General features: G+C 70.8%; 17 protein-coding genes. 9 read left to right on the top strand and 8 right to left on the bottom strand.

Annotated features, from left to right (window positions below):
• Positions 1 to 59: 59 nt before the first annotated feature.
• Positions 60 to 1,445 (bottom strand): sugar porter family MFS transporter, encoded by a 1,386-nt coding sequence (locus ACWEVP_RS29235; protein WP_452065778.1) that lies wholly within the window; start codon positions 1,443 to 1,445, stop codon positions 60 to 62.
• 346 nt (positions 1,446 to 1,791) lie between these two features.
• Between ACWEVP_RS29235 and ACWEVP_RS29240 the strand changes: the two genes are divergently transcribed.
• On the top strand, positions 1,792 to 4,488 hold the full coding sequence (locus ACWEVP_RS29240) for a cellulose binding domain-containing protein (RefSeq protein WP_452065779.1): 2,697 nt from the start codon (positions 1,792 to 1,794) through the stop codon (positions 4,486 to 4,488).
• 478 nt (positions 4,489 to 4,966) lie between these two features.
• On the top strand, positions 4,967 to 6,100 hold the full coding sequence (locus tag ACWEVP_RS29245; RefSeq protein WP_452065780.1) for a cellulose-binding domain-containing protein: 1,134 nt from the start codon (positions 4,967 to 4,969) through the stop codon (positions 6,098 to 6,100).
• On the opposite strand, the gene mgrA is transcribed toward ACWEVP_RS29245, so the two are convergent.
• Together mgrA and ACWEVP_RS29255 are read right to left on the bottom strand one after the other, a co-directional pair.
• Complete coding sequence (mgrA, locus tag ACWEVP_RS29250) at positions 6,097 to 7,092, bottom strand: L-glyceraldehyde 3-phosphate reductase (RefSeq protein ID WP_452065781.1); 996 nt, start codon at positions 7,090 to 7,092, stop codon at positions 6,097 to 6,099. The two genes, ACWEVP_RS29245 and mgrA, sit on opposite strands and share 4 nt — an antisense overlap.
• Before the next feature lie 33 nt (positions 7,093 to 7,125).
• Positions 7,126 to 8,319 (bottom strand): AGE family epimerase/isomerase, encoded by a 1,194-nt coding sequence (locus ACWEVP_RS29255; RefSeq protein ID WP_452065782.1) that lies wholly within the window; start codon positions 8,317 to 8,319, stop codon positions 7,126 to 7,128.
• A gap of 207 nt (positions 8,320 to 8,526) precedes the next feature.
• Between ACWEVP_RS29255 and ACWEVP_RS29260 the strand changes: the two genes are divergently transcribed.
• Positions 8,527 to 9,555, top strand: coding sequence for a lytic polysaccharide monooxygenase auxiliary activity family 9 protein (locus ACWEVP_RS29260; protein WP_452065783.1), 1,029 nt, complete (start codon positions 8,527 to 8,529; stop codon positions 9,553 to 9,555).
• A 22-nt stretch (positions 9,556 to 9,577) separates the two neighbouring features.
• On the opposite strand, the gene ACWEVP_RS29265 is transcribed toward ACWEVP_RS29260, so the two are convergent.
• Positions 9,578 to 11,176: a substrate-binding domain-containing protein gene (locus ACWEVP_RS29265; protein ID WP_452065784.1), complete on the bottom strand. Its 1,599-nt coding sequence runs from the start codon at positions 11,174 to 11,176 to the stop codon at positions 9,578 to 9,580.
• Between the two features lie 116 nt (positions 11,177 to 11,292).
• Here ACWEVP_RS29265 and ACWEVP_RS29270 point away from each other — a divergent pair, with 116 nt between their 5' ends.
• Together ACWEVP_RS29270 and ACWEVP_RS29275 are read left to right on the top strand one after the other, a co-directional pair.
• Complete coding sequence (locus tag ACWEVP_RS29270) at positions 11,293 to 12,564, top strand: ABC transporter substrate-binding protein (RefSeq protein WP_452065785.1); 1,272 nt, start codon at positions 11,293 to 11,295, stop codon at positions 12,562 to 12,564.
• Positions 12,565 to 12,651: 87 nt separating this feature from the next.
• A complete protein-coding gene (locus tag ACWEVP_RS29275) occupies positions 12,652 to 13,173 on the top strand; it encodes an N-acetyltransferase family protein (RefSeq protein WP_452065786.1) in 522 nt (173 codons plus the stop codon).
• 57 nt (positions 13,174 to 13,230) lie between these two features.
• Here the strand turns inward: ACWEVP_RS29275 and ACWEVP_RS29280 are convergent, their stop codons facing one another.
• The 4 genes from ACWEVP_RS29280 to ACWEVP_RS29295 form a co-directional block, all read right to left on the bottom strand.
• Positions 13,231 to 15,039 carry a glycoside hydrolase family 6 protein gene (locus ACWEVP_RS29280; protein ID WP_452065787.1) on the bottom strand — a complete coding sequence of 603 codons (1,809 nt, stop codon included), beginning with the start codon at positions 15,037 to 15,039 and terminating at the stop codon, positions 13,231 to 13,233.
• Between the two features lie 31 nt (positions 15,040 to 15,070).
• Positions 15,071 to 16,591, bottom strand: a complete 1,521-nt coding sequence (locus ACWEVP_RS29285) for a cellulase family glycosylhydrolase (protein WP_452065788.1) — start codon at positions 16,589 to 16,591, stop codon at positions 15,071 to 15,073.
• Between the two features lie 10 nt (positions 16,592 to 16,601).
• A complete protein-coding gene (locus tag ACWEVP_RS29290) occupies positions 16,602 to 19,529 on the bottom strand; it encodes a glycoside hydrolase family 48 protein (protein ID WP_452065789.1) in 2,928 nt (975 codons plus the stop codon).
• A gap of 392 nt (positions 19,530 to 19,921) precedes the next feature.
• Positions 19,922 to 20,917: a LacI family DNA-binding transcriptional regulator gene (locus ACWEVP_RS29295; RefSeq protein ID WP_452065872.1), complete on the bottom strand. Its 996-nt coding sequence runs from the start codon at positions 20,915 to 20,917 to the stop codon at positions 19,922 to 19,924.
• A gap of 250 nt (positions 20,918 to 21,167) precedes the next feature.
• Between ACWEVP_RS29295 and ACWEVP_RS29300 the strand changes: the two genes are divergently transcribed.
• From ACWEVP_RS29300 to ACWEVP_RS29315, 4 genes are read left to right on the top strand one after another with little or no spacing between them, the layout of a single operon-like run.
• Entirely contained in the window at positions 21,168 to 22,472 is a 1,305-nt protein-coding gene (locus tag ACWEVP_RS29300; protein WP_452065790.1) for an ABC transporter substrate-binding protein, read from the top strand.
• A 4-nt stretch (positions 22,473 to 22,476) separates the two neighbouring features.
• Positions 22,477 to 23,466 (top strand): carbohydrate ABC transporter permease, encoded by a 990-nt coding sequence (locus ACWEVP_RS29305; protein ID WP_452065791.1) that lies wholly within the window; start codon positions 22,477 to 22,479, stop codon positions 23,464 to 23,466.
• Positions 23,463 to 24,335, top strand: a complete 873-nt coding sequence (locus tag ACWEVP_RS29310) for a carbohydrate ABC transporter permease (RefSeq protein ID WP_452065792.1) — start codon at positions 23,463 to 23,465, stop codon at positions 24,333 to 24,335. The genes ACWEVP_RS29305 and ACWEVP_RS29310 overlap by 4 nt, the downstream gene beginning before the upstream one ends.
• A complete protein-coding gene (locus ACWEVP_RS29315; protein WP_452065793.1) occupies positions 24,332 to 25,744 on the top strand; it encodes a GH1 family beta-glucosidase in 1,413 nt (470 codons plus the stop codon). The genes ACWEVP_RS29310 and ACWEVP_RS29315 overlap by 4 nt, the downstream gene beginning before the upstream one ends.
• The last annotated feature ends 592 nt before the right edge of the window (positions 25,745 to 26,336 follow it).

A 26,336-nucleotide genomic window follows, 5' to 3' on the forward strand; every position in this document is an offset into this window, starting at 1 on the left:
CGTTGACAATTGCGGCGGGGCACGAGCGAACCCGTGCCCCGCCGCGACGACCCCCCGGGTCAGCTCTTGACCGCGACCCCCTGCCGCGCCCGGAGGTCGAGCTCGATCTGCTCCAAAGTGCGCCCCTTGGTCTCCGGCACGAGCCACTTGGTGAGCACGAACAGCACCACGTTGATGCCGGCGAACAGGAACATCGAACCGCCGATGCCGAGCGACTTCGGGTCGGAGATGATCGGGAACACCGCGCTCACGATGCCCGTCGCGGCCCAGAGGACGACGCTGCTGACGCCCATGCCCGCCGCGCGGAACTTCAGCGGGAACACCTCGGACATCATCACCCAGACCACCGCGCCCCAGCCGAGCTCGTAGCCCACCAGGTACAGCACCATCATCACCAGCATCAGGATGCCGCGCGTGCCGGTGTCGTGGACGTTCAGCACGACGAGCCCGGCCGCCACCAGCGTGATCACCATGATGACGTTGCCGATGAGCAGCAGCGGCTTGCGGCCCCAGCGGTCCACCACGAACACGACCCACGCGGTGAACAGGAACTTCGTGACGCCCAGCAGCACCCCGGACAGCAGCGCGGCCTGAGTGGCGAAGCCGAGGCCGATCAGCATCGTCGGGAAGTACGCGTTGATCGCGTTCACGCCGCTGAACTGCTGGCCGACCGCGAGCAGCAGGGCCACCACGAGCATCGGGCGCACGAAGCCGGAGAACAGGTCGCGCAGCCGCGGCTTGTCCTCGGTGTCGAGCCGGATGACCTCGGTGATGGTGGCGATTTCTTCGTCGAGGTTCACGGTGTTGCCGTGCGCACTGGCCAGGACCCGCCGGGCTTCTTCTTCGCGGCCGTTCTTCACCAGCCAGCGCGGGGTCTCCGGCAGGAACACCAGCCCGACGAGCAGGATCGCGGCGGGCACGATCGCGCCGGCGAACATCCACCGCCAGGCCGATACCGGGCCGAGCCAGTAGCTGACCAGGAACGCGATCAGGATGCCGAGCACGATGAAGATCTGGTTCAGCGCACCCATCGCGCCGCGCAACCGCGCCGGTGCCAGCTCGGACAGGTACGTCGGCACGGTCGACGACGACAGGCCGATGCCGAGGCCGATGATCAGCCGCGAAATCACCAGCAGCGCGAACGTCGGTGAGAACGTCGCGGCGAGGGTGCCGGCGATGACGATCGCCGCGGCGACCATGATCGTGCGGCGGCGGCCGAGCGCTTCGTTGGTGCGGCTGGAGAACAGCGCGCCGACGATGGCACCGACGGACAGGCTGGCGGTGATCACGCCCTTGTCCCAGCTGGTCAGCGCCCACAGTTTCCCGATGAACGGGAGAACCCCGGAGATCACGCCGAGGTCGTAACCGAAGAGGATGCCGCCGAGCGCACCGAAGAAGTACAAGGTGGTCCGGCTGATGTGCCGCGCCGGGGCTGTCTGCGTCATTGCCGGGTCGCCTCTTTCGTAGGTCCAGTCCAGCCAGCGGCCACCACACTCACACGCCGGAAAAAGCCGGGCAAGACAGTCGTTGATAACGATTCAGAAACCTGATCGTCGTTCACATATGTGATACCACTTGGCGCACAACGTTGCTCCGTCCGCCACACCCTCCTTTCCGGCCCCGATTCGGTACACAATGGACACGGAAGGCCGGTTCCGGCGGTTCACCAAATCCACTGTGGACGGATCGCGCGCGCGAAATCGTCGAAGGGGTTTGACCTGGTCGCAGCCCTGGTTTACGGTTTTCCGGAAGCGCTCCCAGCCTCCTATCGCCCGACACATGGAGGCAAACGTGCGAAGCACGCGTTCCCGATCACCGAGACAATTGCTCGCGTACGCGCTGGCCGCCCTGACACCGGTCGCCGTCGCGGTCACCGTCGGCGCGCCCGCGTCCCCCGCCGCCCCCGCGTCCTCCACGTGGCGCAACGCCGAGATCGGCGGCGGCGGGTTCGTTCCCGGCATCGTCTTCAACCAGGCCGAGCCCGGCCTCGCCTACGCCCGCACCGACATCGGCGGCGCGTACCGCTGGAACCCCGCCACCGGGCGCTGGATCCCGCTGCTGGACTCGGTCGGCTGGACCGACTGGGGCCACAACGGCGTGGTCAGCCTGGCCACCGACCCCGTCGACCCGAACCGGGTCTACGTCGCGGCCGGGATGTACACCAACAGCTGGGACCCGAACACCGGCGCGGTCCTGCGCTCGGCCGACCGCGGCGCCACCTGGCAGGCCTCGGCACTGCCGTTCAAGCTCGGCGGCAACATGCCCGGCCGCGGCATGGGCGAGCGGCTCGCGATCGACCCGAACCGCGACAGCGTCCTCTACCTCGGCGCGCCCAGCGGCAACGGGCTGTGGCGCAGCACGGACTCCGGAGTCACGTGGGCGAAGGTGACCGCCTTCCCCAACCCCGGCACCTACGTGCCCGACCCGAACGACACCACCGGCTACTCCAGCGACAACGAAGGCGTCACCTGGGTGACGTTCGACCCGTCGACCGGCACCCGCGGCAGCACCACGCAGACCGTCTACGTCGGCGTCGCGGACAAGGCGAACACCGTCTATCGCAGCACCGACGGGGGCACGACGTGGGCACGGCTGGCCGGCCAGCCCACCGGGTTCCTGGCGCACAAGGGAGTCCTCGACGCCGTCGGCGGGTACCTCTACCTGGCGACCAGCGACACCGGCGGCCCCTACGACGGCGCGAAGGGCGACGTCTGGAAGTACGCGACCAAGACCGGCACGTGGACGCGGATCAGCCCGATCCCGTCCGACAGCGCGGACGACTACTTCGGCTACAGCGGGCTGACGATCGACCGGCAGCACCCGAACACGCTGATGGTCGCGACGCAGGTGTCGTGGTGGCCGGACGTCATCTTCTTCCGCAGCACCGACGGCGGCGCCACCTGGACGCGGATCTGGGACTTCTCCGGCTATCCCGACCGGTCCCTGCGCTACACCCAGGACATCTCCTCGGTGCCGTGGCTGACCTTCGGCGCGCAGCCCGCTCCCCCGGTGCCGTCGCCGAAGCTCGGCTGGATGACCGAATCGGTGGAGATCGACCCGTTCGACTCGAACCACCTGCTCTACGGCACCGGTGCGACCGTCTACGGCACGAACGACCTGACCAAGTGGGACAGCGGCGGCAAGATCACGCTCAAGCCGGTCGTCGGCGGCCTCGAGGAAACCGCGGTGCTGGACCTGATCAGCCCGCCGTCGGGCGCGCCGCTGATCTCCGGGCTCGGCGACATCGGCGGGTTCCGGCACGACAGCCTCGACGCCGTCCCGGCGACGATGTTCACCTCGCCGGTGTTCACGACGACCACCAGCCTGGACTACGCCGAACTGTCCCCGGCGACGATCGTGCGCGTCGGCACCCTCGACCGCGGCGCGCGGCCGAACGACAACCGCGTCGCCTTCTCGACCGACGGCGGCAAGAACTGGTTCCAGGGCGCCGAACCGGGCGGCGGCGCGAGCGGCGGGACGGTGGCCGCGGCCGCCGACGGCAGCCGGTTCGTGTGGAGCCCGGACGGCATGGGGGTCAGCTACTCCGTCGGATTCGGCTCGTCGTGGTCGGCGTCGGCCGGCATCCCCGCCGGCGCGGTGGTCGAGGCCGACCGCGTCGACCCGAAGCGGTTCTACGGCTTCGCTTCCGGCCGGTTCTACGTCAGCACCGACGGCGGCGCGACGTTCACGGCGACCGCGGCCACCGGGCTGCCGGGCGGCCCGGCGCACTTCAAGGCGGTACCGGGCGCGGCCGGGGACGTCTGGCTGGCCGGCGGATCCGGTTCCACCTATGGTTTGTGGCACTCCACCGACTCCGGAGCGTCCTTCACGAAACTGACCGGGGTCACCGAAGCCGACAACATCGGGTTCGGCAAGGCCGCTTCCGGCCGGACGTATCCGGCGTTATACACCATCGCGAAGATCGGCGGGGTGCGCGGGATCTTCCGGTCGGACGACGCCGGGGCGTCGTGGGCGCGGATCAACGACGACCAGCACCAGTACGGCAACATCGGGGCGGCGCTGAGCGGGGACCCGCGGGTGTACGGCCGGGTGTACGTGGGCACGAACGGGCGAGGCGTGATCGTCGGGGACTCCGGAGGTGACCAGCCGCCTCCGACGACGACCACCACCACTCCGCCGACCACCACGACCACGCCGGTGCCGTCTTCGTCGTGCACCGCGGCCTACACGGTGACGAACCAGTGGCAGGGCGGTTTCCAGGCCGACGTCAAGGTGGGCAACACCGGGACCTCCCCGGTGACCGGCTGGACGGTCACCTGGTCCTTCGCCGACGGCCAGCGCGTGACGCAGGCGTGGAACGCGCAGGTGACGCAGACCGGTGCGGCGGTGTCCGCGGTGGACGCGGGGTGGAACAGGACGATCGCCGCGGGCGGCAGCGCCGAGTTCGGCTTCACCGGCACCTCCGGCGCCGGCAACGCGAAGCCCGCCGCGATCAGCCTCAACGGCAAGGTCTGCGCGGCCACTTGACGGCGGGCCGGGACCGGGGCGGCGGTGGAACCGCCGCCCCGTCCTCCCGCTCCCGTGCAATAGGTCCACTGAGGACTTGAGGGTGAGAGCGCTCCCAGCAGCGGGCGCCGGCACCCGGCCTTTCGGGGCGCCGCGAACCCCGCGGTGATCTTCGGCGCGGATTCCCGGATTCCACTCGAACGGCGGCACCGGACACCGCAGGCGGGTGGCGCAGCGCCACCAGATGGACACGGTGCCCCCCAACGGCTTCGGCCGTTCAGGAGTGTTCAGTTCCCGGCGGACGCCCCGAAGATCGCGGAAAACGGACCACTGGATCGGTGCGCGTCCGGGGCGCGCTTTACAACGACGACACACCGGGGTTACCTTTCCGGCGGCTGGAAGCGCTCCCATGCCAGGTCGCCTCGACAGAACGCGGCCACCACCCAGGGGCGCCGTGGTGCGAGCCACGGCGCCCCTGTCCGCGTCCCGGGAGGCCCCGATGCACAGGTTCGCCGCCGCCCTCGCCGGATTCTGCCTCGCCGCGGCGGGCACCGCCGCGGTCGTCGCCGGCCCGGCCACCGCCGCACCGGCCTGCTCGGTCGGCTACCGCGTCAACCAGTGGCAGACCGGGTTCACCGCCGAGATCACCGTGACGAACGGCGCCACCGCGCTCTCGTCCTGGACGCTCACGTGGCACTACGCCGGGAGCCAGTCCGTCACCTCCGCCTGGAACGCCACCGTCCGCCAGTCCGGCACCGCCGTGACCGCGGAGAGCCTGCCCTACAACGCTTCGCTGCCCGCCGGCGGCACGGTCTCGTTCGGCCTCCAGGGCACTTCCGGCGGTCCGGACCCGACGGACTTCGCGCTGAACGGCGTCGCCTGCGGGGACACCACTCCCCCGGTCACGACGACCCCGACGACACCCACCACCACGACGTCCACGCCGCCACCCGCCGGGTGCGCGGACGCGGCGATCTGCGACGACTTCGAGCAGCAGACGGGCAGCGCGCCGGCCGGCCGCTGGAGCGTCGGCGCGGCGAACTGCCAGGGCACCGGCACGGTCGCCGTCGACACGGCGGTCGCGCACTCCGGCACCCGCTCGGTGAAGGTGGCCGGCGGGGGCGGCTACTGCAACCACGCCTTCTTCGGGACGAGCGTGTCCGGCTCCGGCGTGCTGTACGGCCGGTTCTGGGTCCGCCACACCACCGCGCTGCCCTCCGGGCACGTCACGTTCATGGCGCTGCGCGACACCGCGGACGGCGGCCGCGACCTGCGGGCCGGCGGGCAGAACCAGGCCCTGCAGTGGAACCGCGAGTCCGACGACGCGACGCTGCCCGCGCAGAGCCCGGCCGGCGTCGCCCAGAGCGTCCCGCTGCCGACCGGCACCTGGTCCTGCTTCGAGTTCGCGATCGACGGCGCCGCCGGGCAGCTGCGGACCTGGCTCGGCTCCGCCGCGGTACCCGGGCTCGTCGTCGACGGTGTCCCGACCCCCGACATCGACCAGCAGTGGCTCGCCCGGGCCTGGCACCCGGCCGTGACGGACCTGCGGCTCGGCTGGGAAAGCTACGGCGGGGACGCCGACACGCTGTGGTTCGACGACGTGGCCGTGGGCTCCTCCAGGATCGGCTGCTAGGCCGCGACGATCCGGTCGATCTCGGCCAGCTCGTCGTCGGTGAACTCGAGGTTCTTCGTCGCCGCGACGGTGTTCTCGAGCTGCGCGACGCTGCTGGCCCCGATCAGCGCGGACGTGACGCGGCCGCGGCGCAGCACCCAGGCGATGGCGAGCTGGGCCAGCGTCTGGCCGCGCCGCTTCGCGACGTCGTTCAGCGCGCGGATCGTGGCCAGGGTGTCCTCGGTGAGCCGGTCGGTCGTGAGGAACGGGCTGGCGCCGGCGGCCCGCGAGTCGGCGGGGACGCCGTCGAGGTAGCGGTCGGTCAGCAGGCCCTGGCTCAGCGGCGAGTACGCGATCGAGCCGACGCCGTGCTCGTCGAGGGTGTCCAGCAGGCCGTCCTCGACCCAGCGGTTGAGGATCGAGTAGGACGGCTGGTGGATCAGCAGCGGCGTGCCGAGCTCTTTCAGCGCGGCCAGCGCGGCCGTCGTCTGTTCCGGCGAGTAGTTCGAGATGCCGGCGTAGAGCGCCTTGCCCGACCGGACCGCGGTGTCGAGGGCGCCCATCGTCTCCTCGATCGGCGTCCCGGGGTCCGGGCGGTGGGAGTAGAAGACGTCGAAGTGGTCCAGCCCGGTGCGCGCGAGGCTCTGGTCCAGGCTGGCCAGGAGGTTCTTGCGGGAGCCCCACTCGCCGTACGGGCCGTCCCACATCAGGTAGCCGGCCTTCGAGGACACGAGGATCTCGTCGCGGTACGGCCGGAAGTCGGCGGCGTAGTGCCTGCCGAAGTTCGCCTCGGCCGCGCCGGGCGGCGGGCCGTAGTTGTTGGCCAGGTCGAAGTGCGTCACGCCGAGGTCGAACGCCCGGCGCAGCACCGCGCGCTGGACGTCGAGGGGCTTGTCGTCCCCGAAGTTGTGCCACAGGCCGAGCGACACGGCGGGCAGCTTCAGCCCGCTGCGCCCGGCGCGCCGGTACGGCATGTCCGCGTACCGGGCTTCGGCGGCGGCGTAAGGCGACATGGTTCTCCTCGTGCGAAAGGGGTCCCGCGCAGTCTAGCGACGGGTGGCCAGCGCGCCGGCGAACGACGCGGCGGGCGGCAACGCGGGCAGGAGCGTCGCCTGGTAAGCGTGGTAGACGTCCGGTTTGCCGGCCCAGACGGCCGCCGCGGGGCGGTTCTCCGGATCCAGCTCGTGGTGCCACGAACCGAGTTCACGGTCGACGAAGCACGCTTCGGCGTGGTCGCACCACTCCCGGAACCGGTCGAGGTAGGCCGCTTCGCCGGTCTCCTGGTGCAGCGTCCACGCGGCGGCGATCGCCTCCGCCACGACCCAGTGCAGGCGGGTGCGCACGACCGGCGTCCCGGCGAAGTCGGTGGTGTAGACGAAACCCGGGTGCCCGTCGACGGACCAGCCGGACCGCACGGCGGTCGCGAACAGCGCCTCCGCGTCGGGCAGCAGCCAGTCCGGCGCGTCCGGTCCCAGCGCGCGCTCGAGGTGCACGGCCAGCCGCGCCCATTCGAAGAGGTGGCCGATGGTGGCGCCGAAGGGCCGGAACGGGTGGGCGGGCTCGGCGCGGTTGTGGTCCAGCCGGACGTGCCAGCCCGCGTCGTAGTGCTCCGGCAGCAGCCAGCCGTGGGCGCGGGCCTCGCCGTGCACCAGGTGTTCCACAATGGACAGTGCGCGGGTGGCCCAGACCCGGTCGCCGGTGACGTCGGCGGCGGCCAGAAACGCTTCGACGGTGTGCATGTTGGCGTTGGCGCCGCGGTAGTCCTCCAGGTGCGTCCAGCCGCGGTCCCAGACGTCGGCCACGCGGCCGGCGCCCGGCTCCCAGAACCGGCGCTCGACGACGCCGAGGACCTCGGCCAGCAGCGTTTCCGCACCGCCGGCGCCGGCGGCCACGGCGCTCGAGGCGGCGAGGACGACGAAGGCATGCTCGTAGGCGCGCTTCTCTGACAACGTTGTCGACGCATACCAGCCGCCGTGGTCCGGGTCGCGCAGGAGGCCTGTCAACGCTTCTACACCGTGCGCGACCTGCGCCCCCGTGTCCGCGCCTTGCAGCCGCGCCAGCGCGAAGACGTGCGTCATCCGGCAGGTGATCCACGTCTCGACGGGCCGGTCGAGCACCGGGCGGCCGGCGTCGTCGAGCCAGGCGAAACCACCGCCGGGGTGCGCCGCGCGGGCGGCGAAACCGAGCAGGCGGGCGGGTTCGGCGCGCACCCACGCGGGAACCGATGAGGGAATGTCCACTCTCTGCCTTTCTCGGTGAGCGGCCTTTCTCGGTGATCGACGGCCTTGCGTCAACGTAGGCCAAGGCACCGGCCGCGGTCACCGCGGGATGTTCCGGAAGTGACCACCGCCGCGTATCCTGATCGTGAGAGCGCTCCCAGTCTTCGACGCACGCTACCCGACGAAGGGACTGACGTGACCAGGAGACGAAGTACGATCCTCGCCGCCGTGACCGTGCTGCTGGCGAGCCTGACCGCCGTGCTGCTGAACACGGGCACCGCCGAAGCGCACGGCGCCATGATGAAACCGGGCAGCCGGACGTTCCTGTGCTGGCAGGACGGGCTCAGCTCGACCGGCCAGATCATCCCGCAGAACTCCGCGTGTTCGGCCGCGGTGAACACCAGCGGCGCCAACTCGCTGTACAACTGGTTCGCCGTGCTGCGCTCCGACGGCGCCGGCCGCACGCGCGGGTTCATCCCGGACGGGAAGCTGTGTTCGGGCGGCAACGCGAACTACGCCGGCTTCGACCAGGTCGGCGACTGGCCGCTGACGCACCTGACGGCCGGGGCGTCGTTCGACTTCTCGTACAACGCGTGGGCCGCGCATCCGGGCTGGTTCTACACGTACGTGACGAAGGACGGCTGGGACCCGTCGAAGCCGCTCACCTGGGACTCCCTCGAAGACCAGCCGTTCCTGACCGTCGACCACCCGGCGGTGACCGGCCAGGTCGGCACGGTCGACGGGCAGTACAAGTGGACCGGCGCGCTGCCGTCGAACAAGTCCGGGCGGCACATCATCTATTCGGTGTGGAAGCGCTCCGACAGCGCGGAAACCTTCTACGGCTGCTCGGACGTCACGTTCGACGGCGGGCACGGCGAAGTCACCGGGGTGCACCAGCCGGGCAGCCCGACGACCACGCCGACGACCCCGACGAGCCCCCCGCCACCGGACGGCTCGTGCATGGCGATGTACGAGGTGACGAACGCCTGGAGCGGCGGCTACCAGGCGACGGTGACGGTGATGAACCACGGCACGGCGGCCTACAGCGGCTGGCAGGCCGGCTGGACGTTGCCGTCGGGCCAGACGATCGGCAGCGTGTGGAACGGGACGCTGAGCCAGTCGGGCTCGGTGGTGACGGTCCGCAACGCCGACTGGAACGGCCGCGTCGCCCCGGACGGGTCCACCACGTTCGGGTTGGTGGTGAACGCGCCGGGGACGAACCCGGCCCAGCCGTCGGTGACCTGCCAGGGCAGCTGAAGCGGGGCGGCACCGGCCCCGTTCAGCGGACGGGACCGGTGCTGCCGCGCGTGACGAGCCGCGGCCGCGAGGCGCAGACGTCGGCGACGTCTTCCCCGGCGACGAGGTCACGCAGCATCGACGCGGCGAGCCCGCCGAGCTCGGCCAGCGGCCGCCGCACGGCGGAGAGGGCGGGCCGCACGAGGCGGCAGAGGCCGGAGTCGTCCCAGGAGACGACGGAGAGGTCCCGGGGGACGGCGAGGCCGAGCTCCCGAGCGGCGACGAGCGCGGCGACGGCGAGGGCGTCGGTGTCGCAGAGGAGGGCGGTGGGCCGGGGGTCGGCGGCCAGGACGCTGCGGAGGGTTTCGACCGAGGGTTCGGCGGGAGGGGTATAGGGGCGAGGCGCGGCAGGGGACGCGGACCGGACTTCGGCGTGCCTGGCGGCAGCGACGCGGGAACCGGCGGCCCACGCGCCGGGCCGCCAGGGATCGTCGGCCCAGCCGCCGAACCGGACTCCGGCCTGACCGGCGCTCGCGGCGCCGCCGGGGTACGCGGAGCCGGAGACACCGCCGACCTGACCTGGGCCCGCAGAGCCACCGGGATACCCGGAGCCGGGGCCCGAGACCCCGCCGACCTGACCCGGGCCCACAGCGCCACCGGCGTAACCGGAGCCAGGGCCCGAGACCCCACCAACCTGACCCGGGCCCACAGCGCCACCCGAATACCCGGAGCCGGGGCCCGAGACCCCATCGGTACGCCCCGCACCCACGGTGCCACCGCGATACCCCGAGCCGGAACCCGAGACCCCGCCGACCTGCCCTGAGCCCGCAGCGCCACCGGCGTAACCGGAGCCAGGGCCCGAGACCCCGTCGGCTGCCCCCGCACCCACAGCGCCACCCGAATACCCCGAGCCAGAGCCCGAAACCCCGCCAACCTGCCCCCAGGCACCACCGAGAATCCCCGCCCCGGGGCGCCGGCCCCCGCCGGCCTGCCCCCACGCGTCACCCCGCTGCGGGGAATCTCCCGCGCCGGCCGTTCGCGCCCCCGACAAGCCCAGCCGGTGGGCCACCGTCGTGAACGCTTCCGCCCTCTCCCCCGCGTCCGCGAACGGCGCCGCGCCCGCGATGCGGACCACGTGCCGGTGCCCCAGCGCCGCCAGGTACTCCAGGGCCTCCGCCGCTCCCGCGGTGTCGTCCACCCGGACCGACGGCGCCTCCGGCAGGCCGCCCGGTCCGCCGAGCACCACCGCCGGCAGGCCGATCCGCGCCACTTCCGCCGCGCAGTCCGGGCCGGTCAGCAGCACGCCGTCCACCTTCCGCTCCGCGCGCCAGCGGTGGTAGACCGCCACCGCCGCGTCGCGGCCCTCCGCGACCCGCAGCAGCAGCTCCTGCGAGAACCCGTCGAGCAAGGCCGGGAAGAACACCTCCGACGGCCCGTCGAGCACCAGGCCGATCGTCCCGGAGCGGCCGCCGGACAGGGCGCGCGCCGCGCTGCTCGGGGACCACCCGAGCTCGCGGGCGATGCGCGTGATCCGGTGCCGGGTCGCCTCGGAAACGCCGGGCCTGCCGTTGAGCGCGTAGGACACCGCGCCCTTGGACACGCCGGCCTCCCGCGCGATGTCGGTGATCGTCGGACGCTTCATCGCACCCCTTCCGTGTCCGCGCGGACACCCGCTGTCGCGCGGCTTGACACCCACCGTGCCCGGAACAGAGACTCCGTCCGGGAGCGCTCCCAATCACGAGGGAGTGAGGAGTGCGCATGAAATCCATCCGAAGACGCGTGGCTTTCGCCGTCACCGTGGTCCTGCTCGTCCTGACCGCCGGCTGCGGACCCGGCACGCCCGAGCGCATCACGCTGACGCTCGCGACGTTCGGCGAGTTCGGCTACGACGACCTGATCCCCGGCTACGAGTTCACCCACCCCGGGATCACCATCACCCAGGTGCGGACCGAGCAGGGCGGCCCGTACCACCAGGACCTGCTCGACAAGCTCCACAGCGGACAGGGGCTCGCGGACGTCCAGGCCGTCGAGGAAGGTCACCTCGCCGACGTCCTCGCCCAGTCGGGGAAGTTCGCCGACCTCGCCGAGGTCGGTCCGCCCGACGTGAAGCCCGGCCGCTGGCTGGAGTGGAAGTACGAAGCGGGCCGCAGCAAGGACGGCAAGCTCGTCGGCTACGGCACGGACATCGGCCCGCTGGCCATGTGCTACCGCAAGGACCTCCTCGAGGCCGCCGGGCTGCCGACCGACCCCGGCTCGGTCAAGACGATGTTCGCGACCTGGGACAGCTACTTCACGGCCGGCGAGAAGTACGTCAAGCGCTCCAAGGGCAAGGCCTGGTTCGACTCCGCGGCGCAGAACTTCAACGCGATGGTCAACCAGCTGCCGGTCGGCTACCTCGACCGCGACGACCACCCGACGCTCGAGACGAACACCGCCCTGCGCGCCGCGTGGGACCAGGTCACGACCGCGGTCAAGCAGGGACAGTCGGCCGGCCTCACCGCCTTCGCCGAAGACGGCAACAACGGCCTGCGCCTGGGCGCTTTCGCGACGAAAGTCTGTCCCGCGTGGATGCTCGGCGTCATCGAGCAGCAGGCGGGGCTGGGCAACGCGGGCAAGTGGGCGATCACCGACGCGTTCCCGGACGGCGGCGGCAACTGGGGCGGCTCCTACCTCACGGTCCCGGCCGCGAGCCCGCACCAGCGGGAAGCCGCCGCGCTCGCCGCCTGGCTGACCGCACCGGAGCAGCAGCTGCACGCGTTCCGGGTGAGCGGGACGTTCCCCAGCCAGGTCGACGCCTTCACCTCGCCCGACCTGCTCGCCGAGATGAACGGCTACTTCGGCGGCGCGCTGAGCGGGCAGGTTTTCGTCGCACAGGCCCGCAAGGTCGGGAAACCGCAGTACAAGGGCCCGGGCGACGGCAAGATCCAGGAGACGGTGGTCGCGCCCGCGCTGCGGTCGGTCGAGCGCGGCGCCGACCCGGCCGCCGTCTGGGAGCAGGTGCTGGCCGGGGTGCACCAGGTGGTGCCGTGAGCCCGGCCGCCCCGGCGTGGAGCCCGGGCCGGAACCGGCGGTGAAATCGGGTCGCGCCGGAGCCGGGCGGTGGGCAGGCTGGCCGGTATGACCACGCTTCCCCCGCTGCTCGGCCACCCCGTCCGCCGCCCCACGCCGGACGACCACCTCCCGGTGCTCGCCGTCCTCGACGGCTGGTGGGGCGGCCTGGGCGGCGAGGAAGGCAGCCGCCAGCGCGCGCTCCTGCTGCCGAAGCTGATGTTCCAGCACTTCTCCGGGAGCAGCTTCCTGGTGACCGCCGACGAGCGGATCATCGCGTTCCTGATCGGCTTCCTCTCGCCGTCCCGGCCGGCCGAGAGCTACATCCACTTCGTCGGCGTCGACCCCGCCGAGCGCGGCAAGGGCCTCGGCGCGGCGCTGTACGAGCGCTTCTTCGCCTACAGCCGCGAAAACGGGCGGTCGGTGGTACGGGCGATCACGTCGCCGGTGAACAAGGATTCGCACGCGTTCCACACCCGGATGGGGTTCGTCACCGAACCAGGGCCGAAGGAGTTCGAAGGACTGCCGGTCCAGCCCGACTACGACGGGCCGGGACTGGACCGGCTGAGCTTCCGCAAGGATCTCGGTTGAGGGTGGAGACCCGGGCCGGACGGCGGCTGCGCGGCACCGCCCGGCCCGGGAGTCTTGCTAGGACACCGGCGGGTACGCGTTCTGGACCAGCTCTTCGAACTGGGCCTCGAACCACTTGCCGGACAGCGGGGCGTTCGGCAGGGCACCGGTCAGGTTGCCGCCGTTGGCCTGCTGGCTGCCGTGGAACGTCGGATCGCACATCGGGTCCGCGCCCTTGCCTTCGTCGTTGGGGATCTGCTGGCTGGCACCGTCGGACTCACCCGGCGGCTTGATCCAGACGTAGGCGTCGAAGTGCGCCGCCGGCGCGACCGTCGGCCGGACACCCAGACCCGCGCCGCTCTGGTTGCACCAGTTGCCCCGGTGCAGCCGCCGGTCGATCCGGCCCGAGTTCACGTAGGCGTCCACAGTGGACCCCGAGGCCCCGCTCGGCCGGGCCGAGCCGCCCCAGCCGTTGCGCGAGGTGTCGACCAGCATGCCGATCCCGCTCGGCAGGCCCGCGGAAACGAACGCGTTGTACATCGCGGTGGCGAAGGGGATCTCGGCGAAGTACGGGTTCCACTGGTAGAAGGTCGCCGACTTCAGCTGCTGCCCGCCGACCGTGAGGTTCGGGTCGGGCAGGTACGGCTCGGTCAGCGGCGTGTAGTTCGCCGTGGAGCTGATGAAGCCGTCAATGCTGTTCACGCCGGCCGTGGTGCCCTGCAGCGTCTGCTTGACCAGGTTGACGAACGGCTGGAAGTTGCTGTCCCAGCCCAGCCACGCCGAGTGCGCGATGTCCAGGTAGTTGTACACGTTGGAGATCGCGTGCAGCTTGTTCAGCGCGTACTGGATGCCCTGCGTGTACACCCCGGTGGACTGCGCTTCCGCGCAGGTCGCCATCGAGGTGTTCGTGATCAGGTTCGGCAGCGAGTCCGGCTCCACGACCGCGACGATCCGCAGCGGCGCGTACTTCGAGTCGGACAGGATCGACGCGATCGGGTCGATGTACTCGCTCTTGTACCGGGCCAGGCCGTTCTGGGAAGCCTTCAGCTCCCCGTTGGACGCCAGCGCCGCGCAGTCGCGGTTCGGCAGGTCGTAGACGACGATCTGGATGGTCACCGGCGTGCCGCCGCTGGCCTGGCTCAACGCCGCGTCGAGGTGGCCGCGCAGGCCGCGCGCGCTCGACGTGCCCTCGATCGCCGCGATGCGGTCCAGCCACACCGCCGTCGAGGTGTTCGCCACCTTGGCCATCTGGGCGCCCAGCGTGCCGCCCTTGGCCGCGGCCGCCGCACTCACCTGGCTCGACCAGTCCGGGTTCACGTACCCCTTCGAGCCGGCGTACGGGTTGTCCACGTGGGTGCCGGGCTGCGGCGTCGTGGTCACCGTCGTCGGGGTGGTGGGAGTGGTCGGCGTCGTGGGGGTCGTCGGGGTCGTCGGCGTGGTCGACGGGCCGCCCGTGGTGCCGTCGCAGACGACGCCGTTGAGCGTGAACTGCGCGGGCACCGCGTTCGTCCCGGAGTACGAGCCGTTGAAGCCGAAGCTCGCGGTCGCGTTCGACCCGAGGTTGCCGCCCCACGACGGGTTCTTCGCGCTCACGTGCTTGCCGGACTGGCTGAACGTGGCGCTCCAGCCCTGCTGCACCTGCTGGTTGCCGCCGAAGTCCCACTGGACGTCCCAGCTCGAGACGGCGTCGCCGAGGTTCGTCACCGCGATGTTCGCGGTGAACCCGGTGTCCCACTGGTTGACCGTGTAGGTGACTTTGCAGCCCGTGGCGGCGGTCGCCGGGCTGCCGCCGGCCACCAGGAGCCCCGAGACGACGGCCGCGGCCGTCAGCGAGGACGCCACGGCGAGCCGTGACTTCCTCCTCGCGGACCAGAATTCACTCTTCATCGAGTGTGCTCCTTCGTGTTCGGTGGGTGGGTCAGGTGGTGCACGCGGTCGCGCCGACGGCGAAGCCGCTCGGAGAACCGGTCGAGGCGCCGGTCGCCTGGAAGCCGATCGACGTCGAGGCGCCGCCGGCGAGGTCGGGCGCCCACGACGGCGCCTTGGCGCTCGCGAGCTGCCCGCTCTGGGTGACCGTCGCGCCCCAGCCGCCGGTGATCTGCACCCCGGAAGGCACGGTCCAGCCGAGGGCCCAGGACTTGAGCGGTGTGCTGCCGGTGTTCTTGAGCGTCACCGAGGCGACGAACCCGCCCTGCCACGTGTTGTCGACGTGGTAGGCGACCGCGCAGCTCACCGCGGGCGGCGGATCGGTCGTCCCGCCACCGGAACCCACCGGTGGGATCAGGTAGGGCTGCAGGATGGCCTGCTTGGCCTGGTTGACCGTCGTCCAGTCGTCGTTGAGGATGCCGCCGGTGTCCCCGGAGTTGGGGTTCCACGACCAGTACGTGAAGCTCATCCCGGTCGCGCCGGTGCCGGTGTACTTCATCAGCTCCTGCAGCCACCTCTTGTCGCGCGGGTCGGCGAGGGTGGTGCCGAACTCGCCGAGCAGCACCGGCGCGATGTTCTGCTTCTGCAGGTAGCCGAAGAAGTGGTCCCACAACGCGGGCAGGTTCGCCGGGAACGACGGGTCGGAGAACCACGGCTGGGCGAACACCGACGTCGCGTACTCGTGCGCCGAGTAGACGAGCTTGTCCGGTTTGGACAACCGCACCGGGAACTGCTTCGCCCCGGAGAGGTTGCCGCCCCACCAGCCGCACTGCGGGTCGCCGGTGCCGCTGACGCAGTCGACGCCCTCGACGATGACCAGCCAGTCGGGGTTCGCCGCCAGCACGGCGTTCCCGCCGCGTTCGGCGGCCAGCCGCCAGTCGGTCGCGGTGTCGCCGCAGCCCCAGCACGCTCCCCCGCCACCCTGGATCGAGTGGGGCTCGTTGTGCAGGTCGGCGCCGATCACCGTCGGGTTGCCCTTGTAGTGCTGGGCGAGCATCGTCCAGTCCGAAAGCCACCGGCTCTCGGGGTAGGCGCTGGTGTACCAGAGCGGGGACTGCGCGCCGGAGTCCGGCCGGTGCTGGTCGAGGATCACGCGCATGCCCTTGACGCCGGCGTAGGCGATGATCTTGTCGAGCACCTGCAGCCCGGAAAGCCCTTGCAGGTCCGGGTTCTGCACGGCGTCGATGCTGGTCGGCTTCGAACCGCTGTCGAACAGCTGGTTCGAGTAGGGCAGCCGCAGCGTGTTGTAGCCGAGGCCCGCCATCTGGTCGAGCATGTCCTTGTAGTTGCGGCTCCACAGGCCGTGCGGCGAGTAGTTGCCGGTCTCGGCGCCGAACCAGTTGATCCCGGTCATCCGGACCGGCGTGCCGGCGGAGTCGACGAGCTGGGACCCGCTGGCGTGCCAATAGCCCGTGCCGGTCCCGGAAACCGCGGGGGCCGCGGTGGCCGGGGACGCCGTGAGAACGGCGGCCCCGGCCAGTGCGGCGACCGCGAAGGCGAGCAGTCGCTTCATCGAGTGCCTTTCAGCCGAACAGGGCGACGTGCGCGGCGAACGCCGTGGCGATCTCCGACTGCGCCCAGAACCGGTGGTAGGTGAACGTCGGCGCGGCGCCACCGTCCAGGTAGGACTGGACCTTCGGCCACTGCGGGTCGCTCTTGTAGAAGGAGCGGATGGACAGGAACGTCGAGTTCGAGTTGATCGCGTCGCCGTTCGGCATCGTGCCGGTCCAGCCACTCGGGACGTAGAGACCCTGGTCGGTGGTGGCGTTGTAGGTGTCGTCGAACCGGTTGTAGTCGGTCCGGGTCTCCGGCACCGCGATGCCCTTGCTGTCGGTGTTGGCCGACAACGCCGTGAGCAGCTGCTCCCCGACCGTCTTCGCCTGGGCGTTGCTCGACCCCGCCGCGTAGTACAGCAGCGTCTTCGCGAGCGAGGCCGCGACCCCGACGTCCTGGCTGAAGTTCTTCACCGTGACGTGCAGCCCCGTGTTGGCGCCCGGGCTGGTGGCGTTCCAGGTGTCCGGCGCGCCGCTCCAGGTCAGGTCGGACGGGATCTGGAAGCTCCCGCCCGCGCCGACCGTGGTGTTGGCGATGGCCCACGGAACCCACTTGTCGAGGATCTTCTTCGCGCGGGAGTCGTTCGTCGCCTGGTAGTACTCGGCGATCCGCTCCATGCCCCACGTCTGGAAGCCGAACCACTGGTTGCTCGGCGGGTCGTGCCAGACCGGCTGGTAGTCGTAGAACATCCCGTAGAACGTCGGCGTGCCCGACGGCGGGGTGCCGTACTGACCGTCCCAGCTGTTGGTCGCGCCGCCGGCGAGACCGCCTTCGGACGACTGCAGCCACTGCAGGAACTCCAGCTGCCGGCCGAGACTGGTCGCCCAGTCGCTCGCACCGGTGGCCGAAGTGACCTTCAGGCCCGGGTCCGCCGACAGCGCGTACGCGGCCAGCGGGTTCTGGTAGCCCTGGTGGGCCGCGCCGTCCCCGATCCGCCACGCCCAGGAGCTGGCCGTGTCGGCCGAGCCGCCCCAGGCGTAGTACCACGAGACCAGGTAGTGCTCGCTGTCCTTGCCGGTGCCCGCCGCGCAGGTGGACGCGCCGACGCAGTTGCCGATCTTCTTGAAGTACTTGTCGAACAGCGAGTACCGCAGGTAGTCGCCCATCTTCGACGCCTTCTTCACGACGGCGGCCACGTCCGCGCTCTTGCCCTGCGCCGCGGCCCACTTCTCGGCCTGGAAGGCCACCTGCACGGCGCGGGCGTCCGCGTCGGGCGCGTCGGTGTACTTCCACTGCTTCGCGTACGACGAGTCGCCGGTGAACAGGTCGAGGTAACCGTTCTTGCCGCCGAACTTCAGGAGGTCGCAGCTGGGCTGGGTGACCGTCTCCCAGACCGACTCCTGCGAGCCGCGCTGGAAGGTGTTGATGAACGCCGGCGCGGTGTTCGTGCCGTCCTCGCAGTGGCCGAACTTGTAGATGTTGTCCACGTCGAGCAGCCAGTGCATGCCGTAGACGTCGGACGAGCCGTAGGCCGCCTTCAGCTCCGCCGCGATCGGGTCGGCCCCGACCGAAACGCCGCTCTGCAGCTGCGACGGGTACTGCTTCGGGCTCGGGTACTCGGCCGCGTACGTCGCCGGCTTGCTCGCGTTGTAGCCGGAGTTGCCGGGCTGGTCGGACGCCGACGGGATCGCGTACGTCTCGATGGACGTCCACGCCTGGTTGAACGGCGACCAGTCACCGGTGACCCGTCCGTAGGACGCTTCCAGCCACAGGTAGTAGCTGAACGCCTCCGACGTCGTTTCGTGGCCGTGGTCCGGGGCCTCGACGATGAGCGTCTCGATCGAGTGGTAGGGCACCAGGATGTTCCCGAACTTGCGGAAGTAGCCGTTGTTCGGGTCCTTGATCTTGTTGTACTGGGTCAGGAAGGCGAGCTGGTAGTCCGAAGTGGACGACGAGATCTCGTTGACCGTCACTGTCGCGGCGGTGTAGCCGCTGCTGCTCGCGGTGAAGGTCGCGCTGCCCAGGTCGCCCCCGTTGTCGGCACTGTTCACCGTGACGTTCTGCGGGGTGTTCCAGTTCGCCGTCGTGAACGTGAGGCTCGTCGGGCTCGCGGTGAGGTCGGTGCTGCCCGCCGTCCGCGCCACGCCGACGGTGACCGAGCTCGTCGGCGCGCCGGCGAGGCTGACCGCGAACGTCGTCGTGCCGCCCTGCTTGACCTGCGCGGTCGCCGGGGTGGCGACGATCGTGGGACCGGAGAGCACCTTCACGCTGACCGAGGTCGACGTCGTCGAGGCGTTCTTGTTGTCGTAGGCCTTCGCCGTGATCGAGTACGTCCCGGCCGGGACGTTGCCCCAGCTGCCTTCGAACGGCGCGGCCGTGTCGGTGGCCAGCAGCGTGTCGCCGGCGTAGAACTCGACCTTGCTGACGCTGCCGTCGCTGTCGGCGGCGGTCGCGGCCAGCGGGATCGTGGCCGGGGCGTAGTAGGTGCCGGTCGACGTGGGCGAGGTCAGGGTGACCGTCGGTGCCTTGTTGGCGCCGGTGCACGCGCTGCCGTTGACGGAGAAGTCGGTCGGTGGACGGTTGGCCGAGCCCTTGGACCCGTTGAAGCCGAACGACGTGCTCGCGCCGGTGTCGAGGTGGCCGTTGTAGGAGAGGTTCGAAGCGGTGACCGAGGCGCCGGACTGGGCGAAGCTGGCGCTCCAGCCCTGCTGAACCTTCTGGCCGTCGAGGAAGGTCCAGCCGACCTTCCAGCTGTCGAGCGGCGCGCCGTCGTTGCGCAGCGAGACGTTCGCGGTGAACCCGGTGTCCCAGTCGTTGGTGGTGTAGGTGACGGAGCAGGCGACGTCGGCGCCGAGCGCCGGCGGTGGGGCGACCAGCGCGGCGGCGACCGCGACCGTGGCCGAGGCCAGGGCCAGGGTCCGGCCGCGCAACCGGCGCATTCGGGGAGAGGAACGCATGGCTGCGGAACTCCTTTGTCCGTAGGGAGCCAGCGATCTGGGAGCGCTTCCAGGCGCAGACGGTAGCCAGCCGGAAACCTGGATGTAAAGAATCGAGTCAGAAGGACACCGCGGCCGCGAACGTCACTTCGGCGCACCCGGCGAACGACGGCCCACTGAACACTCCTGAACAGCCGCCGACGATCGTCGGCCGTTCACTCGGACGGCGTAGCGCGGTGGTCACGGGGAGTGCCGGGGAAACGGCGTTTAGCGCCGAACGCGTAGATCTCGACCGGGAGCGCTCCCGGCCACCGGCGCAGGAGCAAGCCTGAAGGGCACCTTCAGTGCGGGTGGCACGCCGAAGGGCCCCTTCGTCGCGGCAAAGGAGGCGAAGGGGCCCTTCGGCGTGGCGGTCAGCTCGAAGCGCGCACGGCCAGCGAGACCGGGAGGATGTGCTGCCGGGGCTTGAGGCTCTGGTCGTCGAGCAGCCGCATCAGCGTCTCGACCATCGCGTGGACCTGCTCGCGCGGGTCCTGGTGGACCGACGTCAGCGGCGGGTCCATCGCCGGGGCCAGGGTCGCGTTGTCGTCGAAGCTGACCACCGCGACGTCTTCGGGGATGCGGCGGCCCGCCGCGTCCAGCGTTCGCAGGGCACCGACCGCCATCATGTCGCTGGCGACGAACACCGCGTCGAGGTCGGGGTGGCGGGTCAGCAGCGCCGACATCGCGGCCGCGCCGCCGGCCAGCGTGAAGTCGGCCTCTTCGGCCAGGTCGGCGGGGTCGAGCCCGGCGTCGAGCAGCGTCTTGCGCCAGCCGGCGAGCCGGTCGATCGGGGCGCTCTGGTCCTGCGGGCCGGCGATCGTGGCGATCCGCCGCCGCCCGGCCGCGACCAGGTGCTCGACCGCCAGCCGGGCGCCGCCCTCGTTGTCGAAGTCGACGACGTGCACCCCGCGCCGGATGCCGGCCGCCTGGCCGCCGAACACCACCGGGATGCGCAGCAGCCGCAGCGCCTTGGGCAAGGGGTCGGCCCGGTGCGGCGCGAACACCAGCGCGCCGTCGACGTGGCCGCCCTCGAGGAACCGGACGGTCTTGCCCAGGTCCTCGCGCGTGTCGCTGAAGATGAGCACCATCTGGCGGCCGACGTCGGCGAGCTCGCGGTAGCCGGCCCGCATGACCGCGGTCCGGTAGGGGTCGTCCAGCAGCCGGGCCTCGGGCTCCGACAGCACCACGGCGACCGCGCCGGTCCGGCGCGTGACCAGCGAACGAGCCGCCTGGTTCGGGGAGTAGCCCAGGTCGCGGGCCGCGGCGAGAACCTTCTCGCGCGCCGCCGCGCTGACGTACGCGTCGTCGTTCAACGCGCGCGACGCCGTCGACCGCGACACGCCGGCGAACGCCGCGACGTCCTCCAGCGTCGGCCGTTCTTCATCCCCTGCTCGAGGCCCCACGGCACCGCCCTCATCCACCCGCTACCACCCTGACCGCCCCAGCTTAACGTTCACGCCTCCGCACGTCCGGGAGCGCTCCTCGCAGGAAACACTCCGGTTACGACCCCTTGACACCGGTGGAGGCCCCCAGCAGACTCTGCGACACCTGGGAGCGCTCCCAGTCGGGCTCCCAGCAGTGAGAGCGCTCATTCCCGTCAACAAGGTGGTTGAACACGTGAGAACGATCCGGAACGGCCTGGTCCTCGCACTGGGCATCACGATGACGGCGCTCGGCGCCTCGGCCTGTGGTAGCGGCGGTGACAGCAGCACCCCGCCCGCGGCGGGCCCGAACGAGCACGTGGACCTGACGCTGGCGACGTTCACCGAGTTCGGCTACGAGGCACTCATCCCGGAGTACGAGCGGCTGCACCCGAACATCAAGATCACCCACCGCAAGACCGGCCAGGGCGGCCCGTACCACGAAGACCTCGTCACCAAGCTCGCCGCCGGCTCGGGCCTCGCCGACGTGACGGCACTGGAAGAGGGACACCTGTCCGACTTCCTCGACAAGGGCTCCAAGTTCAACGACCTGAGCAAGATCGGGCCGGCCGACGCCTCCCCCGACCGCTGGCTGAGCTGGAAGTACGACGCCGCCAAGACCAAGGACGGCAAGCTCATCGGCTACGGCACCGACATCGGCCCGCTCGCCATGTGCTACCGCAAGGACATGTTCAAGGCCGCCGGCCTGCCGGACGACCCCGAAGCGGTCAAGCCGCTGTTCGCCACCTGGGACAGCTACTTCGCCGCGGGTGCGGACTTCGTCAAGAAGTCGAACGGCAAGGCCTGGTTCGACTCGGCCGCGCAGAACTTCAACGCCATGGTCAACCAGCTTCCCCAGGGCTACATCGGCAGCGACGACAAGCTCGCCGTCGAGAGCAACCAGGGCATCAAGGACGCCTGGACCAAGGTCACCGACGCCGTCGCCAAGGGCGAGTCGGCCAAGCTCACCGCGTTCAGCAACGAGTGGAACACCGGCTTCAAGCAGGGCGCGTTCGCCACGAAGGTGTGCCCGGCGTGGATGCTCGGTGTGATCAAGGAGCAGGCGGGCCCGGAGAACGCCGGCAAGTGGGCCGTCACCGCGGCGTTCCCCGGCGGCGGCGGCAACTGGGGCGGCTCGTACCTGACCGTGCCGACGCAGTCGAAGCACCCGAAGGAGGCCGCCGAGCTCGCGGCCTGGCTGACCGCACCGGAGCAGCAGATCAAGGCGTTCCAGGCCAAGGGCACCTTCCCGAGCCAGGTCAAGGCCCTGACGGACCCCGCGCTGCTGAGCAAGACCGACGACTACTTCGGCGGCACGAAGGTCGGCGAGCTGTTCGCCGAGCAGGCCAAGAAGGTCCAGAAGCCGCAGTACAAGGGCCCGGGCGACGGCCAGATCCAGGAGAACGCGTCGAGCCCGGCCCTGCAGGCGGTCGAACAGGGCAAGTCGGCCGCGGACGGCTGGAACCAAATGGTCGAAGCCGCGAAGAAGATCACGCGCTGAGCCGATGACCGTCCTCGACAAGGTCGCGCCGGAAGGGAGTAAGGCCGGGGAGCGCACGTCTCCCCGGCCCACCTTCCGCCACCGGTTGAGCCGGTGGGACGTCAAGGTCTCGCCGTACCTCTACATCGCGCCGTTCTTCATCCTCTTCGGGATCGTCGGGCTGTTCCCGCTGCTCTACACCGCGTACGTCTCGCTGTTCAAGTGGGAAGCCGGGACCGACGACCCCGACTTCATCGGCCTCGACAACTTCAAGGAGCTCTTCGCCGACGCGCAGTTCTGGAACGCGCTGACCAACACGATCAGCATCTTCCTGCTCTCCAGCGTCCCGCAGATCATCATCGCCGTGCTGCTGGCGGCCCTGCTCGGCGCCCGGCTGCGCGGTGCGACCGGCTGGCGGGTCGGCATCCTGCTGCCGTACGCGGCCAGCCTCGTCGCCATCGGCATCATCTTCGCCAACCTGTTCGGCCCGAAGTACGGGCTGATCAACGGCGTGCTGCAGACGATCGGGCTGGACCCGGTCGACTGGCAGGCCAGCCGCTTCGGCAGCCACGTCGCGATCGCGATCATGGTCAACTGGCGCTGGACCGGCTACAACGCCCTGATCGTGCTGGCGGCCATGCAGGCCATCCCGAAGGAACTGCACGAAGCGGCCCTGATCGACGGGGCCGGCACGTGGCGCCGCTTCTGGAACGTCACCCTGCCGCTGCTGCGGCCGACGCTGATCTTCGTCACCATCACCTCGACGATCGGCGGCCTGCAGATCTTCACCGAGCCGAAGCTGTTCGACGCCATGCCCGGCTCGAACAACGGCGGCTCGACCAACCAGTTCCAGACCGTGACGCTCTACCTCTACCAGACGGCGTTCCAGAACGCCGACCTCGGTTACGCCTCGGCGATCGCCTGGGTGCTGTTCCTGATCATCGTGCTCATCGCGCTGGTGAACTTCTTCCTCACCGGCCGGCTCGCACGTCCCCAGGCGGTGAAGAAGAAATGACAACGGTCCAGAGTGACAGTGTTAGAACAGGACTCCGGCGGAAGGTCGCCACCCTCGGCAAGCCCCGCAAGGCGACCTACGTCGTGCTGGCGATCTTCGTGCTCGGCTCGCTGTTCCCGTTCTACTGGTCGTTCCTGGTCGCCAGCCGCGACAACGGGATGCTCACCGAACGCATCCCGCCGTTCGTGCCCGGCGGCAACTTCTTCGCCAACGCCGCCCGGGTGTTCGACACCGTCCCGTTCTGGAAGGCGCTGGCCAACAGCGTCATCGTGTCCGGCACGGTGACGCTGACGACGGTGCTGTTCTCCGCGCTGGCCGGCTTCGCCTTCGCGAAACTGCGGTTCCGCGGGCGCAACAAGCTGTTCGTGTTCATCGTCGTCACGCTCGCGGTGCCCACCCAGCTGGGCATCATCCCGTTGTTCATCGCGATGTCCGAGCTCGGCTGGACAGGGAGCCTGACGGCGGTGATCGTGCCCAACCTGGTCACCGCGTTCGGCGTGTTCTGGATGCGGCAGTACACAGTGGACGCACTGCCGTACGAGCTGATCGAGGCCGCGCGCGTCGACGGCTGCAGCATGATCCGGATCTTCTGGAACGTCTGCCTGCCCGCGGTCCGGCCGGCCGCGGCGATCCTGGCGATGTTCACGTTCATGATGTCGTGGAACGACTTCCTGTGGCCGCTGGTGGTGCTGGACGCGGGCAACCCGACCGTCCAGGTGGCGCTGGAGAAGCTCCAGAGCGGCTACTACGTCGACTATTCGCTGGTGCTGGCCGGCACGACCCTGGCCACCATCCCCATCCTCATCGTCTTCGTCCTCCTCGGCCGCCAGATCGTGGCCGGGATCATGCAAGGTGCCGTGAAAGGGTGAACATGTCCGTACATCCCGACAGCGTTCGGGCGGAGACCGCGTTGATGTTCCCGCCCGGGTTCGTCTGGGGCGCCGCCACCGCGGCGTTCCAGGTGGAAGGGGCCACCACGGCCGACGGTCGCACCGACTCGGTCTGGGACGTCTTCGCGCGCCGTCCGGGTGCGGTCGTGGGCGGCGACACCGGCGACCCGGCGGCCGACCACTACCGCCGGTACTCCGAAGACGTCGACCTGATGCGCCGGCTCGGCCTCGGCGCCTACCGCTTCTCGCTGGCGTGGCCTCGCGTCCGGCCGGACGGCGGCGCGCCCAACGCCGCCGGGCTCGCGTTCTACGACCGGCTGGTCGACTGCCTCCTGGAGGCCGGGATCCAGCCGTGGGCGACGCTCTACCACTGGGACCTGCCGCAGGCACTGGAGGAAAAGGGCGGCTGGACCTCGCGGGACACGGCCTACCGGTTCGCCGAGTACACCGAGACGGTGCTGGCCCGGCTCGGCGACCGCGTCGCCAGCTGGTCGACGCTGAACGAGCCGTGGTGCGCGGCGATGCTCGGCTACGCGGGCGGCATCCACGCGCCGGGCCGCACCGACCACCCGGCCGCGGTCGCCGCCACCCACCACCTGCTGCTCGGCCACGGGCTGGCGATGGACATCATCCGGCGGCACGCGCCGGGCACCCCGGCGGGCATCACGCTCAACCTGTACCCGGTCGCCCCGCACGACCCGGCGAACGTCACCGACGTCGCGGCGGCCCGGCGCATCGACGGCCTGCAGAACCGGCTGTTCCTCGACCCGGTCCTGCGCGGCGGCTACCCGGACGACCTGGTGACCGACCTGGCACCGTTCGGGCTGGGCGAGGTGGTCCGCGACGAGGACGCGGCGGTCATCGCCGCGCACGTCGACTGGCTGGGCGTGAACTACTACCGCGACTACCGGGTGGCGGGCCGCCCGGTACCGGGCAGCGAGCCGGCGGGCCCGGAGTGGGTGGGAGCGGGCGACGTGCACTTCGTCCCGGACCCGGCGGCCCCGCGCACGGACTCCGGCTGGGAGGTCCAGCCGGCCGGCCTGACGGAGTCCCTGCTGCAGGTCCACCGCGGCTACCGCCGGGTACCGCTGTACATCACGGAGAACGGCGCGGCATACCCGGACGTGATCGCGGACGGCGGCGACATCGTCGACACCGACCGGGTGGCCTTCCTGGACTCCCACCTGCGAGCGGCGCACGACGCACTGGCGGCGGGCGTGGACCTGCGCGGCTACTTCTACTGGTCGCTGCTGGACAACTTCGAGTGGGCGGAGGGGTACGCAAAGCGGTTCGGCTTGGTCCACGTGGACTACAAGACGCAGCGCCGGACGCCGAAGCAGAGCGCGCACTGGTACTCCCGGGTGATCGGCCTCAACGGCCTGGGCTGAGATCCCCGGCGCGGGCCGCCGGCGCGGGTGGCCCACGCCGGAAGGGGTGAGGGGTGCGGCCGGGCCCGAGGGATCCGGGCCCGGCCGCCACTCGGTGAGCGCCCAGGCAGGCGCCTTACGCCGGGAACCGCGGGCCGGCGGCACCCCGCCTGTCGGCCTCGCACCGCCTACCCGCCGCACCCGCCCTGCCGACCCCGCACCGCCACACCCACCCAGCCGACCCGCCCCCCGGACGCAAGGGGAACCCGAGAACAGGAGCGGCCGAGAACCCAGACTCCCCCGCACCCCGATCCGAAGCCAGAACACGGCCGGCAGCGCCGGGTCAAGGCACGCTTTCCCGCCTTGACGCGGTGTTGCCGGCCGTAGTCACAATGACAGCTTCGGGGTGCCGGAGGGGCTTACGGAAGGGCCATCCCCGCCGCACCCCGGGCCCGGACAGAAGTCTTGAATGAAGCTCATTCAAGACCCCCAACGCCCTGAATGACTCATCCAAGACGTTCGGAACGAGTGCGAGGGGGACAGAAGGAGCGAGGTGCACTCGCCGAGCGATCCGACCCCGGCCACCCGGGAGCGTGCATTCCGCCACCACCAT

The sequence above is a fragment of the Amycolatopsis sp. NPDC003865 genome (genome assembly GCF_053605345.1).

Bases quoted from the DNA above. Each gene is read 5' to 3' on its own strand.
- ACWEVP_RS29235 (WP_452065778.1), bottom strand. From the start codon at position 1,445: ATGACGCAGACAGCCCCGGCGCGGCACATCAGCCGGACCACCTTGTAC.
- ACWEVP_RS29245 (WP_452065780.1), top strand. From the start codon at position 4,967: ATGCACAGGTTCGCCGCCGCCCTCGCCGGATTCTGCCTCGCCGCGGCG.
- mgrA (WP_452065781.1), bottom strand. From the start codon at position 7,092: ATGTCGCCTTACGCCGCCGCCGAAGCCCGGTACGCGGACATGCCGTAC.
- ACWEVP_RS29265 (WP_452065784.1), bottom strand. From the start codon at position 11,176: ATGAAGCGTCCGACGATCACCGACATCGCGCGGGAGGCCGGCGTGTCC.
- ACWEVP_RS29270 (WP_452065785.1), top strand. From the start codon at position 11,293: ATGAAATCCATCCGAAGACGCGTGGCTTTCGCCGTCACCGTGGTCCTG.
- ACWEVP_RS29275 (WP_452065786.1), top strand. From the start codon at position 12,652: ATGACCACGCTTCCCCCGCTGCTCGGCCACCCCGTCCGCCGCCCCACG.
- ACWEVP_RS29280 (WP_452065787.1), bottom strand. From the start codon at position 15,039: ATGAAGAGTGAATTCTGGTCCGCGAGGAGGAAGTCACGGCTCGCCGTG.
- ACWEVP_RS29285 (WP_452065788.1), bottom strand. From the start codon at position 16,591: ATGAAGCGACTGCTCGCCTTCGCGGTCGCCGCACTGGCCGGGGCCGCC.
- ACWEVP_RS29290 (WP_452065789.1), bottom strand. From the start codon at position 19,529: ATGCGTTCCTCTCCCCGAATGCGCCGGTTGCGCGGCCGGACCCTGGCC.
- ACWEVP_RS29305 (WP_452065791.1), top strand. From the start codon at position 22,477: ATGACCGTCCTCGACAAGGTCGCGCCGGAAGGGAGTAAGGCCGGGGAG.
- ACWEVP_RS29310 (WP_452065792.1), top strand. From the start codon at position 23,463: ATGACAACGGTCCAGAGTGACAGTGTTAGAACAGGACTCCGGCGGAAG.